This is a genomic window from Chitinophaga caeni (assembly GCF_002557795.1).
GTDB lineage: Bacteria > Bacteroidota > Bacteroidia > Chitinophagales > Chitinophagaceae > Chitinophaga > Chitinophaga caeni.
On record NZ_CP023777.1, the window covers coordinates 2,850,318 to 2,868,554 of the forward strand.

General features: G+C 43.4%; 13 protein-coding genes. 3 read left to right on the plus strand and 10 right to left on the minus strand.

Translation table 11 applies throughout. The annotated features are described in order from the left end of the window. Positions 1-326: 326 nt before the first annotated feature. Both COR50_RS12095 and COR50_RS12100 read left to right on the plus strand, forming a co-directional pair. Positions 327-1,154, plus strand: a complete 828-nt coding sequence (locus tag COR50_RS12095; RefSeq protein ID WP_098194219.1) for a M57 family metalloprotease — start codon at positions 327-329, stop codon at positions 1,152-1,154. 123 nt (positions 1,155-1,277) lie between these two features. Next, positions 1,278-3,482 carry a S46 family peptidase gene (locus tag COR50_RS12100; RefSeq protein WP_098196212.1) on the plus strand — a complete coding sequence of 735 codons (2,205 nt, stop codon included), beginning with the start codon at positions 1,278-1,280 and terminating at the stop codon, positions 3,480-3,482. Positions 3,483-3,688: 206 nt separating this feature from the next. Here COR50_RS12100 and COR50_RS12105 read toward each other — a convergent pair whose 3' ends face one another. The 4 genes from COR50_RS12105 to COR50_RS12120 all read right to left on the minus strand — a co-directional run bounded on the left by COR50_RS12105 (position 3,689) and on the right by COR50_RS12120 (position 9,063). Further along, positions 3,689-5,935 (minus strand): cation:proton antiporter, encoded by a 2,247-nt coding sequence (locus COR50_RS12105; protein WP_098194220.1) that lies wholly within the window; start codon positions 5,933-5,935, stop codon positions 3,689-3,691. A gap of 133 nt (positions 5,936-6,068) precedes the next feature. Beyond that, positions 6,069-6,425, minus strand: coding sequence for a hypothetical protein (locus COR50_RS12110; protein WP_098194221.1), 357 nt, complete (start codon positions 6,423-6,425; stop codon positions 6,069-6,071). Positions 6,426-6,508: 83 nt separating this feature from the next. Beyond that, positions 6,509-7,411 (minus strand): methyltransferase domain-containing protein, encoded by a 903-nt coding sequence (locus tag COR50_RS12115; protein ID WP_098194222.1) that lies wholly within the window; start codon positions 7,409-7,411, stop codon positions 6,509-6,511. A gap of 104 nt (positions 7,412-7,515) precedes the next feature. Beyond that, a complete protein-coding gene (locus COR50_RS12120; RefSeq protein WP_098194223.1) occupies positions 7,516-9,063 on the minus strand; it encodes an acyl-CoA mutase large subunit family protein in 1,548 nt (515 codons plus the stop codon). Positions 9,064-9,221: 158 nt separating this feature from the next. Between COR50_RS12120 and COR50_RS12125 the strand changes: the two genes are divergently transcribed. Further along, entirely contained in the window at positions 9,222-10,133 is a 912-nt protein-coding gene (locus COR50_RS12125) for a M23 family metallopeptidase (RefSeq protein ID WP_098194224.1), read from the plus strand. On the opposite strand, the gene COR50_RS12130 is transcribed toward COR50_RS12125, so the two are convergent. The 6 genes from COR50_RS12130 to groL form a co-directional block, all read right to left on the minus strand. Continuing rightward, entirely contained in the window at positions 10,117-12,564 is a 2,448-nt protein-coding gene (locus COR50_RS12130; RefSeq protein ID WP_098194225.1) for an ATP-dependent DNA helicase, read from the minus strand. The genes COR50_RS12125 and COR50_RS12130 overlap by 17 nt on opposite strands. Positions 12,565-12,655: 91 nt before the next feature. Then, complete coding sequence (locus COR50_RS12135) at positions 12,656-13,195, minus strand: DUF7935 family protein (protein ID WP_098194226.1); 540 nt, start codon at positions 13,193-13,195, stop codon at positions 12,656-12,658. An 87-nt stretch (positions 13,196-13,282) separates the two neighbouring features. Beyond that, complete coding sequence (locus COR50_RS12140; RefSeq protein ID WP_098194227.1) at positions 13,283-14,710, minus strand: L-serine ammonia-lyase; 1,428 nt, start codon at positions 14,708-14,710, stop codon at positions 13,283-13,285. 321 nt (positions 14,711-15,031) lie between these two features. Beyond that, positions 15,032-15,886 (minus strand): FKBP-type peptidyl-prolyl cis-trans isomerase, encoded by an 855-nt coding sequence (locus tag COR50_RS12145; RefSeq protein WP_098194228.1) that lies wholly within the window; start codon positions 15,884-15,886, stop codon positions 15,032-15,034. Positions 15,887-15,919: 33 nt separating this feature from the next. Next, a complete protein-coding gene (locus COR50_RS12150; protein WP_157760789.1) occupies positions 15,920-16,414 on the minus strand; it encodes an FKBP-type peptidyl-prolyl cis-trans isomerase in 495 nt (164 codons plus the stop codon). Positions 16,415-16,570: 156 nt separating this feature from the next. Then, the gene (gene groL, locus COR50_RS12155; protein ID WP_098194230.1) at positions 16,571-18,205 is read right to left on the minus strand and encodes a chaperonin GroEL; all 1,635 of its coding nucleotides are present in this window, start codon (positions 18,203-18,205) and stop codon (positions 16,571-16,573) included. Between the last annotated feature and the right edge of the window lie 32 nt (positions 18,206-18,237).

Consider the following 18,237-nt stretch of genomic DNA (forward strand, 5'->3'; position numbering starts at 1 on the left):
CGTCAGAGAGAGCATTCGTTAACAATTTCAAATCACTTTATGTAATGTTAGTTTGTCGCCCAACGTAGCCGAAAGTATCGTCTAAGCCTGTTTTAAACCGTACGAAGTAACCATATCGTACCGGCTAGTAATAGTATGGCCCTTATGGTCGAAAGCATGGCTGCATTCGATATAGATTTCTTTTGCCTTAACCCGGTCGCAAACCGGGTAGGGAACCTGTTTGCGTGAACGATCGATCTACATCCCGGTCGTAAGGGAGAAGCCATGCATAATTTTTTATACAGCTCACTATTGTTTCATTAATTCATAAACCAAAATCTATTGTTATGACCAAACAAATCACACTAGCCGTTGGCTTTACTATCTTGTTGGCATCAGCTTTAGTGGTTTCTTGTCAAAAAGATACCCAAGTAGAAACCCCAACTACAGCTAGTTCAGACATTTCATCGGAAGTCCTCGCTAAAATTAAAGACCGGGGATTCAGCACAGATAAAGCCCAGAAAGTTGATGGGGGCTATGTTGTAGAAGGAGACATTTTTTTAAATGATGCGTACCTACAATCGGAAGTCACATCGCCTACTTTAAGAATTGCTGAAGTAGAGCAATACCGCACCTGGAATTTAGTTTCCAGCTTACCCCGCGAAATTACGGTTAAAGTAAGCGGTTTAGGCACTGCTTATGTGCAGGGCGCGGATTTGGCGATTACCCGTTACAACAACCTGGGATTATCTATTACGTTCAGGCGCGTTACCAGCGGATCTGCTGATATCACCATCCAAGGATTTTACCAGGGTCCCAGCGGTGGATATATCACCTTGGGTTCTGCCGGTTTCCCATCCGGGGGGGATCCTTATCCTCAAATCCTGATGAACACGCATCCTTACGCGTACGGTTCAAACCCGAACGTGAATTACGTGGGTTCCGTGATCCAGCATGAAATTGGTCATACGATCGGTTTCCGTCATACGGATTACATGAACCGTTCTTATAGTTGCGGTTCCGGTGGCAACGAAGGTTCTGCCGGCGTTGGAGCAGTGCATATCAACAGTACACCGACAGGTCCGGATGCAGGATCATGGATGTTGGCTTGTTCCAGCGGTGGTAATGCTACGTTCAATGCAAATGATATCATTGCTTTGAATTACTTGTATTAATCTATGCCGGTTTTCCCGGCAAATCTGTGCCGCGGTGGTAGTGAGCGCCGCGGTGCAATTTTTTCAACCGGTGATATTCCGCCAGATTTTGCTAAATTGCCAGGTCTACAAAACCAAAACAATATGCTACGATTTGTAAAAGGCTTACTTTTCGCGTCTTGCTTACTATTACAACAAGCTGCTTCCGCTACGGAAGGAATGTGGTTGCCGCAACTCTTGGGGCAACTGAACGAAAAGGAAATGAAAGCTATGGGAATGAAAATCTCCGCGGCAGATATTTATAACGTTAATAGGGGGAGCCTAAAAGATGCTATCGTTAGCTTCGGCGGTTTTTGTACCGGGGAAGTCATTTCATCGCAAGGCTTATTATTAACAAACCATCATTGCGGGTACAGGTCTATCCAGCAACATTCTTCCGTGGGAAGTAATTACCTGGCAGATGGTTTCTGGGCTATGAACAGGCAACAGGAATTGCCGAACCCGGGCTTGACTGCTACTTTCATCGTGCGTATTGAAGATATTACCAAGCAGGCTTTGGCGGGTGTGCAAAACGGCATGGATGAAAAGGACAGGGCCGCGCTTATTAATAAAAATATTGAAGCTTTGAAACCTTCAATCAAGAAGGAAGCATACCAGGATGTACTGGTGAAGCCGATGTTTGAAGGCAACCAGTATTTTTTGTTCGTGACACAAACTTACAAGGATATCAGGCTAGTGGGAGCGCCTCCATCTTCTATCGGGAAATTCGGTGCGGATACCGATAACTGGATGTGGCCAAGGCATACCGGCGACTTCTCCCTATTTAGAATTTATGCAGGTAAAGATGGTCTGCCTGCCGAATATGCTGCGGACAATGTACCATTAAGTCCCAAGCATTTCTTGCCTATTTCAATAGATGGAATTGAAAAAAATGATTTTACAATGGTCTTCGGTTTCCCGGGAAGAACAAACGAATATTTGCCGTCTGAAGGTATGCGATTAATCGTGGAAGGACAAGATCCCGCACGTGTCAGTATGCGCGATGCAGCCTTGAAAATTATCGATGGTTTTATGCGCGAAGATGAGCAAATCAAGATTCAATACGCAGCAAAATATGCTTCTACGGCTAACGGCTGGAAAAAATGGATCGGGGAGATGCAGGGTGTTGAAAGAACGAAAGGCTTAGATCGTAAGGTGGCTTATGAAACAGAATATACGAAGAGGTTGAACAACAATAACGCGCTGAAACAATTATATGCCGGCGTACTGGATAGTTTGAACGCTTTGTATATAAAAGCGGGTCCATACGTGGTGGCGCAGGATTATTATAACGAGTTGACCCGGAATATCGAGCTATTTTCATTCTCGAACCGGTTATTGAATATGTTGAACAAGGTGAAGAAGGATGGCCCTGATTCTTACACGGAACATAAGGAGCTGCTTTTAAAAACGATGAAGGGGATTTTCCAGGATTATTCTATGAAGGTAGATCAACAAGTGGCGGTGGCTTTACTGGATTTATATTTCAGTACTGTTAAAAGTCGCTATATCGGTGGAGAAGCGTACCAAATCTGGATGGAAAACAATAAGGATGGGAAAATGACGGCAAACAAAATATTCGCGTTGACAGCCTTATCCAGTTATGAAAAATTTGAAGCTTTTTTGGACCAGCCATATGAAAAAATACAGAACCTAGTTTACCAGGATCCTGCGACCCGCTTTATGATGGCTTTGAGAAATGGATTTGTTGAAAATGTTTATAACGTTAACAAGGATATCCAGGACGAAATCGATCAGTTACAGCGTGTTTATATGAAAGCGCAGATGGAAGTTATGAATGAGCGTCGCTTTTATCCTGATGCCAATAGTACCATGCGTATTACTTACGGTAAGGTTGATGGCTATAGTCCAAGAGATGCAGTGCAATATAATATTTCAACAACCTTGGAAGGCGTTATGGAGAAATATAAACCGGGTGATTATGAGTTTGATGTTCCAGGGAAATTGAGGGATTTATACCGGGATAAAGATTACGGTCCATATAAAAGGAGTGATGGCAAAATGCCGGTTTGCTTCATTGCTTCTAATCATACTACGGGCGGAAATTCCGGTAGTCCCGCTTTAGATGCTTACGGCAACCTGGTTGGGCTGAACTTCGATCGTACTTGGGAAGGTACGATGAGTGATATCAATTACGATGCGAAGATTTGTAGGAATATTATGGTTGATATCCGTTATGTATTATTTATCATAGATAAATATGCAGGGGCAAAGCATTTGGTAGATGAAATGAAATTGGTGCATCCTAAGGCTAAAGTTCGACCGATGATGGAGCGGAAACGTGCCTAAAGTTGCCCGTTCACGGGTTTATCCGGATTAAGGGATAGGTGCGCACGGGAGCTTATTTTAGCATGTGGGACAAAATGACGGGGGCTGCGTTAAGTTTGATCATCAAAATAAAGATTACGGGAATTTACCTAAGTAAAAAGGAAGACTATTGCAGAAGCAGAAGCAAGTCTTCCTTTTTATGTTTCTTAATTCTTTTTATTTCTTTATTATCCGGGTGTTACCGGGTTGTTGCTGGGTTTGATTAATTGTTTGATCTTTTGTTTGCGACCCACGATCCAGATGATATCTCCTTCTTGGAAGATGAAGTCTGATGGTGGGTTTAACAGTCGATTGCCCCTGCGTTCGATCCCTACAATTAATCCTTGTGTTGTTTCCCGCACGCTGGACTGGCGGATTGTTTTCCCGAGTAATGGCGAGTCATCCTGGATAACAAAATTCTCCAGTGTAATATCTTCTTTTGCTTGTTCAGGCGAAATTTGTTGGATCGGAGATTCGAGGTATGCCTGTATGCCTTGAAGTTGATCGTCCGTGCTGATAACCGATATCTTATCACCGGGAAAAAGTCTTTCATCCCGGCTCGGTGGCATGATGATGAGGCTACCTCTTTCGATCATAGCCACATTTGCACCGAATTTTTCCCTTAATTCCAATTCGGACAAGGTATGTCCAACAACTAATGATTCCGCGGGAACGATAAAGCTCGTTAAGTGGGCATCCCAGGGAGTAATATTGCGGTGTCTTTTTGCAGCTTGTATCTCGCGATCATTTAAATTGGTGATAAACCTTTCCTCGATCCCTTGGTATAATTTCTGAAGCCTTTTATTAAGAATCACGATAATAACAATCAATACCAACGTGACTACGATAGCGGTAGCGGTTGTATAAAATTGATCTAGTAAGAATCCAATCAAAAACACGGCGATCAATATGCGTGAAAAATCCAATGCCAAGAGTGGCGCCCGTTGTAATTTGTTGAGCCAAATCCTGTTCCTGGCCGATTTATTGATAGGACGCATGGTTAATGCCCATAAAAAAGGCGTCATCGCCAGCAGGGTAATCCCCGTCGCCAATACTTTTGCAGCGGCAATATTTTCCATGGTTTCAAAAAGGAATGGAGCAAGGTATCTACTTGAAACCAGGATAATACCAATCAAAATTACACCCAGCACGACCACGTGAATTACGTAAGATTTCAACATCGCTTGCCAGTCGCTTTCCTTATTGATCGTTTGTGTACCGGATGTGTAGCGCGATAATTTCCGTTTGAGTTTGACCGGCATTTTTGATTCCAGCCAATCATAGAAAGGGGCTGCAAACCTTATCATGTAAGGAGTGGTAAAGGTTGTCAATGCAGAAACTGCCACCGCGATCGGGTATAGAAAATCACTTGTTACGTTTAAGGTCATACCCAAAGTAGCGATGATAAAGGAGAACTCCCCGATCTGGGCTAAGCTCATTCCTGCCTGCAAGCTCTGTTTTAAGCCCTGCCCGGATAGTAAAGCGCCCGTTGCCGTGCTAAGCGTTTTCCCTATAATCGTTACAACGATAATAATGCCGATAGGGCCCGCGTAATCCACGATCATTTTCGGCTCGATCAACATACCTACGGAAACGAAAAATATGGCGCCGAATAAATCTTTAACCGACATCGTGAGGTGTTCGATCTTTTCTGCGGAGGTCGTTTCCGCAAGGATAGAACCCATGATAAAGGCACCGAGGGCAGGGGAGAAGCCGACTTGTGTAGCGAGGATAACCATCGATAAACACAAGGCTAACGAAACGATCAGCAAAGTTTCATCGCTCATCAACTTTTTCGTTCTTTTCAAGAAAGTTGGTATTATGAATATGCCTGCTAGGAACCAAAGTACCAAGAAGAAACTAAGTTTTCCTACAGACATCGCCATTTCTCCACCGGCAAATTTTTGGCTAATTGCCAGCGTGGATAATAATACTAATAGTAAAATTGCCACCAAGTCCTCTACCACCAAGATACCGAAAACGAGCCGGGCAAATAATTGGTTTTTAACACCCAGTTCATCAAAGGCCCGGATGATGATCGTGGTGGAAGAAATAGACAAAATACCGCCTAGGAAAATGCTATCCATCGATGACCAACCCATAAAACGGCCGGTAACATAACCCAATACCAACATTACGGCCACTTCTACAATGGCAGAAATCGAAGCAGATCCGCCAACTTTTACTAGTTTTTTAAAACTAAATTCTAAACCGAGGCTAAATAACAAGAATATAACACCGATATCTGCCCACACTTTTACATTTTCAATATCCGTAATGGAGGGAACCAAGGTAAAATGGGGGCCAACCAATATGCCCGCGATGATATACCCCAGCACGAGAGGTTGTTTCAGCTTTTTGAAAATCAGTGTCGTGATGCCGGCGGCACCTAATATCAAGGCGAGGTCTACTATTAAATTTGGTAAATGAAGCATCCGTTTATTTAAATACTTATGATTTTATATATGACAAGTTCAACCGTATATAATATATAACGATTAAAATCCCACGTTTGATTACTCTAATTAGAAAGCATGAGGTGAATTTTACACCTTTGTATAAGGGATATCACCAGAAGAAATGAACCGGGAATATTATTCCATAGCGGTATGTTAAATGGGAATTTACTTCGATGATGATAAAAGGTTCATCCTTCGCAACGGCATTCCCTTTAGTAAATCCGTAAGGATAGTCCGCGGCTCTTTTAACCCAGGTACAATGACCGGCCGGCCGCTGGGTATTGTTTACTGCTTCCCAGGAATTGCCTGGCGCGGTTGTCAACGCCCGGTTTTTATAGGCGCTGCGTATGATTTGTTCTTTATGTTCTGATGGATTTTGTTTTGGGGGGCGTGGTTGCGCTATAGCCGAAAAGCTCGTCACTATCATTAAACACATCAACCATATGGTAACAATTCCATTCCGCATATGCGTAAATATAATGATTTCGTCGGAATAATTACCGGGTATCGCCCCTGTCGCCGGGGTGCGTGCCGGGGTCGCGACCCCGGCTACAAATTTCCTAATTTGGATTCGTAAACAATCGAACTACAAGTATCAACATATTTCAACCCCTTGAGGTACGATAAAAATCCGTTCCATCCCCCGCTTAATAACCTGCTTTTGCCACTTTTGTATTTTTCACTAAGTAAGCTTACATAAAATGAATCGAACACCATAGGGTGCTTCTTATGCAATTTGAAATGATGTTTTTCTAATAGCCATTGCATGGACTGCGGCGAAAAATGGTATAAATGCCTGGGAACATCGTAAGCAGCCCAATATTTTCCGTAATGAGCAGCATCCAACGATGTATAATTCGGTACGGCAATTAATAAAGAACCACCCGGTTTCAGTAACCGGTGCAACTGTTCCATATAAGCATGTAACCCGTGTACATGTTCCAGTACATGCCATAGTGTAATTACATCAAATGAAGCTGCCGGTAATGTAAACAGTTCATCTATCGGTTGAATATCGAGTTGATATAGTTGTTTGGCAACTTGCCGTGCGCCGGCATCCGGCTCTAGCCCGGTAATATCCCAACCGATCTGTTTCATATAACTGAGAAAAGAACCCGTTCCGCAACCAACATCCAAAATGCTGCCGTGTTTTAGTCCCACTGATGATTTTACCCAATTTTGCTTGGAACGCAAGGTGATTTTCCTGACGCTGTGGTACATCCGGTTTATCAGGCCCGATTTAGTTTCCGTATGGGAAATATAATCTTCAGATTGGTAATATTGGCCGATGGCATCCGGGGAGGGGATGCCCTGCGTAAAACGGGCATTGCATTGCGAACATTGCCAAATTTCGAATAGTTGATGCGATACCGTGTAATCCTCGGCTTTTAATTTGAACGCTATATTTTTTCCCTGGCATACAGGGCAATGTTGATGGTGGATGGATTGCATTGTATATATAAGAGCCGCTGATGAGCCATCAAAGGCGATAAATTAAAAATAAATTAACCCCGCGAAAATATAATTTCCTAGTTAAATTTGGAATACTTCGGGTATTAATGGTATTCCCCGAAAACTTTTCTTAATGTATCCGCTATTTCTCCAAGGGTACAATAATTTTCAACCGCCTCGATAACAATGGGCATAATGTTCTCGGTTCCGCGGGCTGTTTCTTCTAATTTGGACAGGACTGCTACTACTTTGGCACTATCGCGCCGGCATCGCAATGACTCCAATTTTTCGGATTGCACTTTACGGATACTATCGTCGATGCGGAACGGTTCCGGGCTTATACCTTCTTCTACCGTAAATTTGTTTACGCCTACGATAATTTTTTCACCGTTCTCTATAGCTCTTTGGTATTCATAAGCGCTCCTGGCGATCTCATCTTGGATAAATCCTTGCTCAATGGCACTTACTGCACCGCCCATAGCATCGATTTTGGCAATCAAATCCCAGGCGCGGTTTTCGATTTCCTGTGTAAGCGATTCCACGTAAAAAGAGCCGGCTAATGGATCTACCGTATCTGGAATCCCACTTTCGAACCCGATAATTTGTTGTGTACGTAAAGCGATCCTTGCTGCTTCCTCCGTAGGTAAGGAGATCGCTTCATCGTAACCATTAGTATGTAAGGATTGCGTTCCGCCTAAAGTTGCGGCCATGGATTGAATAGCTACCCTTACAATATTATTATGCGGCTGTTGAGCTGTTAAAGTGCTGCCCCCGGTTTGGGTATGGAAGCGCAACATTTGTGCCTTGGGATCAGTTGCACCGAGCGAGCTGGTAATATTGGCCCACATCTTCCTTGCAGCACGGAATTTGGCCACTTCTTCAAATAAATGATTATGCGCATTGAAGAAAAATGATAAACGTTTTGCAAACACGTTAATGTCCAGGCCTTTTTCCATGGCGGCTTGTAGGTAAGCTTTGCCGTTGGCCAAGGTGAAAGCAAGTTCCTGTACTGCATTTGCCCCCGCTTCCCGGATATGGTAACCGGAAATGGAAATCGTATTCCATTTCGGAACTTCCTTGCTACAAAAGTCGAATATATCAGTAATTAATCTCATGGATGGCTTCGGGGGATAGATAAATGTTCCCCTGGCCGCATATTCCTTTAGGATATCGTTCTGTATGGTGCCCGAGATTTTCTTAAGATCGGCGCCTTGTTTCTTTGCCAAGGCTATGTAAAATGCTAATAAAATATAAGCGGTGGCATTGATAGTCATAGAAGTAGATACATTTTCGAGGGAAATTCCCCGGAAAAGTACTTCCATGTCTTCAATAGAGTCGATGGCCACACCCACTTTCCCTACTTCACCTTCGGCCATCGGGTGATCGCTGTCATACCCTATTTGTGTAGGAAGATCAAAAGCTACGCTTAGTCCCATTACCCCTTGGCTAAGCAGGTAATGATACCTTTGATTCGATGCTTCCGCGGTACTAAACCCGGCGTACTGCCGCATAGTCCAGAGTTTATCACGGTACATGGTTGCATGTATGCCCCGGGTAAAGGGAAATTTTCCCGGTAATTCATCCATGGGAACAGGCGTCGTATAAACGGGTTTTATCTCGATCCCGGCATCTGTCTTTATGATCTTTTCCATAATTGCAATGTTACTGAAATTTGGGTGAATGCGTAGCAATTAGTCGAAGTTAGCTTCCAACCGGCTTTTGTAAAATTTAACGAAGCCTTATGATAGTAGAACGCAATATTCTGTAAATTTATTTAAGCTTCTAACAGTACCGACTATACGATAGATTTATGATTGTTTATATCCTATTATTGATCACATTGTGCTTGGCCTCCTGGTCATGTATTTTATGGCTGAAAGCTTCTGGCAGGGAGGGCTTTGCACGGCGGATGGGCTGGTTGATGTCTCTTTCCCTCGGTGTTTTCGTATACCTTTACGGCACCTGGGTTTATACAACGGTATATTTAAAATATGCCTTCTGGATCGTGTATTGCTTAGTTGCGCTATATGGAACTTGGAAGGGGCGGGTTAAGGAAGTGATCAGCGTGTTGCCAAGATGGCGGTTGGTGTTGTTTGTTGTTTGGATTTTAGTATTAAACACTTTCAATATCCTGTATTTTACAGGAACTACCGGCACGCCGGGGGTGGTAAATCTTCAATTGCCTTTTAAAAAGGGAACTTATTACGTATTACAAGGTGGTAAAGGCCTGCCTACGAATTTTTTCCATTCCAGCCTGAGGGGGGCTATTTACGCGATGGACATCGTGAAGTTAGATACTTATGGCAGAAGGGCAGACAAGATTTTTTCAAAGGATTTACGGGATTACCATATTTACAATGATACGGTTTACAGTCCTTGCGCCGGGATCGTAGCGCGCACCGAATCAGCGAATCCGGATAATATTCCCCCAAATATGAATCGCGGCCCTAAGAATACCAACCAGGTGTTGATTGAGACGGACAGCTTCTTTGTTTTCATGGGGCATTTAGGTCAAAACAAGGTCTTTGTAAAGGAAGGTCAATATGTCAATACCGGTGATCCCTTGGGATGCGTGGGAAATTCTGGTTTCAGCATGGAGCCGCATTTACATATCCAAGTTCATCTAAAAGAAAGAGGGAAAGCCTGGTACCGGGGGAAACCACTTTATATTGAGTTCGATGGAAAGGCTTACTTACTGAATGATATCATAAAACGTCGATGATGGGTAACTTCGGTTGTTGAACCATGTTGTCGAGCAATTGTACTACGAATTCCTGCCGTAATAAAGGCTTGACAGTTTTCAGCCAAATGCTTTTGTTAGTTAATAATTCCAGCTTCTTCTTCGGGTACATACCGACGATCTCTTCAACCGAAAGCTTCCCGTATCCTTTCGGGTCGAGAATTTGCGGAGGCAAACCGAAGTTGATATCCCTTGTACTTTCAGAAACATAATCTTGGCTGTATGCCAAGGCCCACAAACTTTGATTCCAAGCTTTCAACTCTTCGTTCAACAACAGCGGCGGCCGGGTATCGTCATGTAACCCTTTCAATTGTCCGCTAGCGGGATCAGTAATACCCATTTGAATTTTTTGTAGCAAGCCGGGTGTCCATTGGATGGTAGGATTAAACTTTATATCCAGCTTAGATTGCACGATGCGGGCTTCGCGATCGATAAAATGCGTATAATACGCGCTGCCATCACTCAGGAGGTTGAAGTATTTTTCAACTTGTTGATCGGTAAACGGGTAATGCAATGATAAGTACTGTAAAGCAAAATCCTGGTGCCTGCTAAAGAAATCTTCAATGCCTTGATAATGTTGCGGCATATCGGGCTGCCTTAAATAAAATTGAGCGATGCGCCTGTCCGGAATAATATCTTGCTGGCGGATAGGATTTTTCAAATGGATGCCTTGCAAGCTCCTGCATCGGCTCAAGGCCACGTAAACCTGCCCGTTCACGAATGCCCCGCGCCCCAGGTCAATCACGACGTTATCAAAGCTCAAGCCTTGACTTTTATGGATCGTGATGGCCCATGCCAGTTTAACCGGGTACTGTGTAAATGTACCGATGACCTTCGACATGACGCGGCCTTTTTCCCTGTCGTAAGTATATTGCCTGTTTTCCCAAGTTTCAGGTACAATTTTATGCGTGGTACCATCTTGCAAGCGTATTTCGATGATATCACTCGAAATAAAATCTACTTTGGCAATCGTGCCGTTTACCCAGCGGCGAACGGGCGATTCCGGTGTCGTGATATCATTTTTAACAAGTATCACCTGTGCATTTTTTTTCAGTACCAGGCTTTTATGCGTAGGGTAACGATCCGTTTTGAAATCACCGTTGATCGTAGCTTCAAACACGTGTTCCACGAAGGGTAAAGCTTCCAGTTTATATGCGTTTTCCTTGTTAGCAATCGCATTATTGCTGGTTAACGTAATGGCAAATTCGTCTTGCTTAGCACTATAATTAGGTTGATGTTGCGCATTGATTTGCCGCAGTGTTTCTTCGGATGATTCGTATACCCTGATTTCATTGAGTAATTTAATGAAGTGATGATCATCTTTTTGGCGGTGGATTTTCTGAAATTCGAAGAATACCGGGTTCAGTTCTTCGAAAGCGGGGGCATCGAAGAAATATTCACTTTTATAAATTTCTTTGAATATAAACCGTTCTACTTCATCCTTTTGATCAACAACCGGGGGGAGTTGGAATAAATCGCCAACTAGCAATACCTGTTTGCCCCCGAAAGGTAAATGCGGGTTGCCGCCGTTATGTCTTAATGAATAATCGATGGCTTGCATTAAATCCGCGCGGAGCATAGACACCTCATCGATAACGATAGTATCGGTTTTCTCGATAATTTTTCGATTCGGCGCGTTTCTCTTGAAGATCGGAATCTCATCATCTCCCGGCAACAAGGGTTTCAAAGGAAATTTGAAAAATGAATGTAAAGTTACGCCGCCAACATTAATCGCCGCGATACCCGTGAAGGCAGTCATCAACACGGTTTTCTTCGAATGCTGTGCAAAGTAATGCAGGAAAGTTGATTTCCCGGTGCCCGCTTTCCCCGTTATAAAAAATGATGTATTAGATTGTTCAAGACTATTAAATAAATCCTTGATAACGGGATCTTGATCGTAGCCTTCGGGAATATTCACATAACGATTATACAGCGTGGGCAAATCTACATCCTCGAATAATTCCAATTGTAATTCCTTCGGGGCATCTGCCAGCACGAGGTTAATCAGGTAATAAATATCATCGCGGTTCTCGGTGAACGGCTGGTTTATATCTAAGTTCGTATCGCGGTGGGCTAACGTTTTCAGTATATAATAAGCTCTTTTGAAAATATGCTTGTATTGATGTGGATATTTCTCGATAAATATTTGAATCGTGTCGGCAGGAATGTTGATACCAACGAAAGCCAAGAATACTAACAGTTGTTGAACGGCATCCGCCTGTTCCCGTTCTTCCAATTCTTGGTAAAGTTCCAGGAAATGATCCGGGTATTCCGCCGGGTATTCTGCATGTTGTTTGCCATAAAATAGCTGGTGGGCAATCAAAGGGTTAAATTGCTTCGTATTCCCATCTACCAGGTTCGATTGGCTAAAGGCTGATATCCATTGTTTTTCTAGCTGTTGTGCAGTTGTCATCCCGCACAAATATAACCATTCTAAACCGTGTTATAAAAAGAAGGGCAACCCGGTAAAGGATCGCCCTGCTATCTCGAAGATAAAAATCGAATTAGACCATTATTTTTTTCGCTTCATCATTCAGTATACTTGATACGATATCTGAAGCGGTGGCTCCGTCCTGTGTTTGGCTAAATAATTCCAACAATTTTTTATTCAGTTCCAAGGCTGGAGCATCGCCCGGAAAACTTGCCGCCACGTGATGGATCAACGCGATCGTTTGATCTTTCATCGTTTTGACAGCATCCCAGGAAGCAGCGGATACATAAATTTGTTGTGTAATGTTATGTTCAAACTCGGTTTTAATCGTATGCACTAATACTTGGTGCATATCGTTCACCGTCATGCCACTTGTATATAAGCGGCTGATTAAATTTTGAGGTGTTAAGCGGTCAACTAATAGTACCATCCGCTCGTATGCCTGCAACTTTAACGATAATACTTGGCTGTGGCTGCCGGCCGAAGCTTTTGCCGTATCAGTGTCTTTATCTACCAGGTTTTTAGGTTTCTTAATTAGATCCTTCACGGTAATAAAGATTAAGAATGCTGCCCCGACCCCGAGAACGATGTATAATAATTTTTCCTGGCTCACAGTTTGACTACTTTATTGATTTAGACTACAAATATAGTAGTTAATTTATATGTTTATCTGTAAATTTATCTATCTGCCGCGGTAATTCTAACATTCCGGTAAACTGATCGGTATGTTGACAGCTAACCCGCCATCGGAAGTTTCCTTGTATTTAGAGTTCATGTCTAGCGCGGTATCCCACATGGTTTTTACCACGGCGTCGAGAGATACTTTTGCTAGTTCAGGGTTACTTTGTAATGCCAGTTGCGAAGCGGTGATAGCCTTGATAGCGCCCATGGTATTCCTTTCAATGCATGGCACTTGAACCAAGCCGCCAATCGGGTCGCAAGTAAGGCCGAGGTGGTGTTCCATGGCTATTTCAGCTGCCATTAAAGCTTGTCTTTGCGTGCCTCCAAGCGCTTCGGTAAGCGCAGCGGCAGCCATGGCTGATGATACGCCGATCTCGGCTTGGCAACCACCCATCGCGGCGGAGATCGTAGAACGTTTTTTAAAGATACTACCGATTTCAGAAGCGGTTAATATAAATTGGATAATTTTCTGATCATCATGCCCGTCACAGAAAACGATGAAATATTGTAATACTGCTGGTATTACACCGGCAGCACCATTGGTCGGCGCTGTAACTACCCGCCCGAATGAAGCATTTTCCTCGTTAACAGCCAAGGCGAAGCAACTGACCCAATCAAGGGTATACCCGAAATGGTTGCCTCCGGCACGGATTGCTTCGATCCAACTGGAAAAGTCCGTGTAAGTTCTTCCCTTAAGCAACTTTTTATTTAGTGCCGCAGCCCTGCGTGCAACTTTCAACCCGCCGGGTAGTTCCCCGGTAGTATGACAACCCCGGTAAATGCAGGATTGCATCACGTTCCAGGTATTCAGTACACCTTCTTTCGTAGCAGTTTCCGGGCGCCAAGCGCTTTCATTCTCCAGTACCAATTCCGAGATGGAATAGCCTGTTTTAATACACCATTGCAACAATTGTTGGGCCGTGTCAATAGGGAAGGGGAGATCTACTTGATTGCCGGTACCCGTATGGTCACCTTCTTTAACAACAAACCCGCCACCGATAGAGTAATAAGTTTCGGCAATTTGTTCTTCATTGGAGAATGATACCAGCAAAGTCATGGCATTCGGATGGAAAGGGAGTGATTCATCGTAAAGAAATTCAAGATCCATCAAGGGATCAAAATCAATCTCCATTTCACTGCCGAGTTTCAACTTTTTGTGCCGGCGAATATCATCGATCTTTGAATCCAGCAAGTTAACATCGCAAGTTACGGGATCTTCACCGCTTAAGCCCATCAAAACGGCAATATCGGTACCGTGCCCATGCCCGGTTTTTGCAAGGGAGCCGTATAGCAAAACTTTTAGCTGTATCGTATCTTGTAAACGCCCCTTTTCTTTTAACTCCTCTACGAAACGTAAAGCTGCCCTCCATGGGCCTAATGTATGCGAGCTGGAAGGCCCTACCCCGATTTTGAATATGTCGAAAACAGAAATGCACTCGTGTGCCACGGTAATAGATTTTATTGTTTAACCAATGATTGCATCAAAAAATGGTATCCCATTTGTAAATCTTCTAAATAAGTACAAGCAGGTATCTTTGACAAATTTACTATGTAAAAATGACAATTTACTGTCATGTTTCTCGATGTCTTCATTTATGAAAAGTACTATTGATGGGTTGGGGCTTCCTAGTTGTTGTTCGTTTTTTGAATTGCCTACATGATTAGAACCCTTGCTGGTTATTATTGATAAAATTGCAAAGCAATCAAAATACGAAAGCCCGCCACATGGGCAGGCTTTCGTATTTATTTCAAACAAACTTGTAATTGACTATTGGATTTTTTCTAATACTTCTACATCGAAGAATAATATGGAGTGTGCTTGAACCTGGCCGGAGCTCATATCATCGTAAGCCAAGGTAGAAGGAATGATCAGCTTGATCTTACCGCCAACTTTTACCTTTGGTACCCCGATTTGCCAGCCCTTGATCAGGGATGTCAATTTAGCGGTGTAACCCGCGTTTTGATCGAATACCGTTCCGTTCATCAAGGTGCCTTTGTAGGCTACTTTTACGGTAGCCTCGCTAGTGAAAGAATCACCGGTTCCCGGTTCTTCAATTTTATAATATACACCGGAAGGATCTTTCTCGTATTCCAGGTTGCTGGTATCAAGGTAATGCTCAATTTTTTCTGTTTCTAATTCCAGTTCAACGGAGTTGCTCAGTGAAGCAACGAGTTCTTTGGCTTCGATTTGGAAATAAACCGGGGTGTTTTTGCTGATGGATCCATTACCGGATTGCCCGAAAGCATAAGGGGAGGGCAAGTATAAATCAATTTTACCGCCTTCTTTTACCTTGGGAATACCGTATCTCAAGCCACGGATAATGCCAATCAGGTAACTGGTAGCGCTGTCGTTCATCACAACGGGTCCACCCAGGGTAGAAGCTTTATATGTGAATTTTACCATGCTGGAATCATCGAAGGAACGGCCGCTGCCTTCATCGATGACCTTGTAATAGAAATTATATTGTTGATCTTCTTGCGCATCGATGCTATTCTCCGCGAGGTAAGCCTCAATCTTTTGATTTTCAATTCGAATTTGATCAAATTCATTGTAATCATTCTTATTACATGCAGCCAGTACAGTTGCGACAGCCAAGCCCGTCATCCAAAGAAATTGCTTCATACAGATATGTCAGTTTTATTAATAGGTATTAAATTAAAAGTCTATCAATTTTAATTCGCTGAAAAGGGCTGTATTTGCAGGCACCAAACCTGAAATACCGGCATCTCCGAAGGCGTATTGCGGCGGAATAAACAGCCAGATGATACCACCTTTTTTAATTTTCCTGAGCCCCAATTGCCATCCGGCAATATGATCTTTCAATGGGCGGCCATTGAAGTTCGTCGGGATACCGTTGCTGGAATTCAACACTTTTTCCCCGTCGAGCGAGGTTAAAGTAAAATTGATCGTCGGGATATCATCGGGGCCAATTACTTCGGCATCCTGCCCCGTACCCGGATTAATGATTTTATAATAAATCCCCGAGGGATCTCTTTCCACATCCTTGATATCATGCTTGGCTATGTAAGCCTTGATTTCGGCCTCGTAATCAGAAGCCTGGGCGGGACTATCATAGAGCCCGGACTCTTCCTTTTTACAAGCCGTGGCGCATAAGCATACCGTAAGCAACAAATATACAAATCGTTTCATTCCCATCACTTGTTAATTCAGTGCTGATAATTTGATGGCACTATAATAGTAAAAACGGTCATCCTTTCAAAAAGTTACACGGGGCGGGGGCTTTTTCATAAAAAAGCTCCAAGGCAAGAAACCTTGGAGCTTATATAAAGTGCTACTAATTTTTGATTAGTAATCCATACCCATACCTGGGCCGCCTGGCATTGCAGGGGCAGCAGATTTAGGTTCCGGTTTGTCAGCGATCACGCATTCAGTAGTCAACAACATACCCGCGATAGAGGCAGCGTTTTCCAAGGCGATACGGCTCACTTTAGTTGGGTCGATTACACCTGCGGATAACATTTTTTCATATTTCTCTGTACGGGCGTTGAAACCGAAGTCAGCTTTACCTTCTTTAACTTTCTGAACAACGATAGAGCCTTCGATACCAGCGTTCGCGGTAATTTGACGAAGAGGTTCTTCGATAGCGCGTTTCACGATAGCGATACCAGTTTGTTCGTCATCGTTATCACCTTTTAATTTATCTAAAGAATCAACAGCGCGGATGTAAGCCACACCACCACCGGGAACGATACCTTCTTCAACGGCAGCGCGGGTAGCGTGCAATGCATCATCAACACGATCTTTCTTCTCTTTCATTTCCACTTCAGTAGCAGCTCCTACGTAAAGAACGGCAACACCACCGCTTAATTTAGCTAAGCGCTCTTGCAATTTTTCTTTATCATAATCGGAAGTGCTCACCTCGATTTGGCTCTTGATCTGGTTGATACGTGCCGCGATATCTTTCTTAGCACCTTTACCGCCAACGATCGTAGTATTGTCTTTATCAATAGTTACGGATTCTGCACGGCCCAAGTAAGTCAGGTCGGCATTCTCCAACTTGTAACCTTGTTCTTCGCTGATCACTACACCGGCAGTCAGGGTAGCGATATCTTGCAACATTTCTTTTCTCCTGTCACCGAAGCCTGGAGCTTTTACGGCAGCTACTTTCAAAGTACCGCGTAATTTGTTCACAACCAGGGTAGCTAACGCTTCACCTTCAAGATCTTCACTGATAATCAACAGTGGAGCGCCTTGTTGGGCAACTTTTTCCAAGATATGCAAGATATCCTTCATAGTGCTGATCTTCTTGTCGTAGATCAGGATGTAAGGATTTTGCATTTCCACTTGCATTTTTTCGCTGTTGGTGATGAAGTAAGGGGAGAGGTAACCGCGGTCGAACTGCATACCTTCTACTACTTCTACAGTAGTGTCTGTACCTTTTGCTTCTTCAACGGTGATAACGCCATCTTTGGTCACTTTCTGCATAGCTTCAGCGATCAATTTACCGATTTCGTTATCGTTGTTAGCGGAGATCGTTGCAACTTGTTCGATTTTCTTATTATCGCTACCTACTTTTTCAGATTGTTTAGCGAGGCTGGCAACTACAGCTTTTACAGCTTTGTCGATACCGCGTTTCAAATCCATCGGGTTAGCGCCGGCAGCTACGTTTTTTAAACCTTCGCCGATAATTGACTGGGCCAAAACGGTAGCGGTAGTAGTACCATCACCAGCGATATCCGCTGTTTTAGAAGCTACTTCTTTCACCATTTGGGCGCCCATATTTTCGATAGCGTCTTCCAATTCGATTTCTTTAGCAACCGTAACACCATCTTTAGTAACAGATGGAGCACCGAATTTTTTCTCGATAACTACGTTACGACCTTTAGGACCGAGGGTCACTTTTACGGCGTCAGCCAAAGTGTCCACGCCTTTTTTCATCTTGTTGCGGGCCTCGATATTGAAGAATATTTGTTTTGCCATGATGTGTAATAAATTTTAAATAAGTTGTGTGT

Bases quoted from the DNA above. Each gene is read 5' to 3' on its own strand.
- COR50_RS12095 (WP_098194219.1), top strand. From the start codon at position 327: ATGACCAAACAAATCACACTAGCCGTTGGCTTTACTATCTTGTTGGCA.
- COR50_RS12100 (WP_098196212.1), top strand. From the start codon at position 1,278: ATGCTACGATTTGTAAAAGGCTTACTTTTCGCGTCTTGCTTACTATTA.
- COR50_RS12105 (WP_098194220.1), bottom strand. From the start codon at position 5,935: ATGCTTCATTTACCAAATTTAATAGTAGACCTCGCCTTGATATTAGGT.
- COR50_RS12110 (WP_098194221.1), bottom strand. From the start codon at position 6,425: ATGCGGAATGGAATTGTTACCATATGGTTGATGTGTTTAATGATAGTG.
- COR50_RS12115 (WP_098194222.1), bottom strand. From the start codon at position 7,411: ATGCAATCCATCCACCATCAACATTGCCCTGTATGCCAGGGAAAAAAT.
- COR50_RS12120 (WP_098194223.1), bottom strand. From the start codon at position 9,063: ATGGAAAAGATCATAAAGACAGATGCCGGGATCGAGATAAAACCCGTT.
- COR50_RS12125 (WP_098194224.1), top strand. From the start codon at position 9,222: ATGATTGTTTATATCCTATTATTGATCACATTGTGCTTGGCCTCCTGG.
- COR50_RS12130 (WP_098194225.1), bottom strand. From the start codon at position 12,564: ATGACAACTGCACAACAGCTAGAAAAACAATGGATATCAGCCTTTAGC.
- COR50_RS12145 (WP_098194228.1), bottom strand. From the start codon at position 15,886: ATGAAGCAATTTCTTTGGATGACGGGCTTGGCTGTCGCAACTGTACTG.
- COR50_RS12150 (WP_157760789.1), bottom strand. From the start codon at position 16,414: ATGAAACGATTTGTATATTTGTTGCTTACGGTATGCTTATGCGCCACG.
- groL (WP_098194230.1), bottom strand. From the start codon at position 18,205: ATGGCAAAACAAATATTCTTCAATATCGAGGCCCGCAACAAGATGAAA.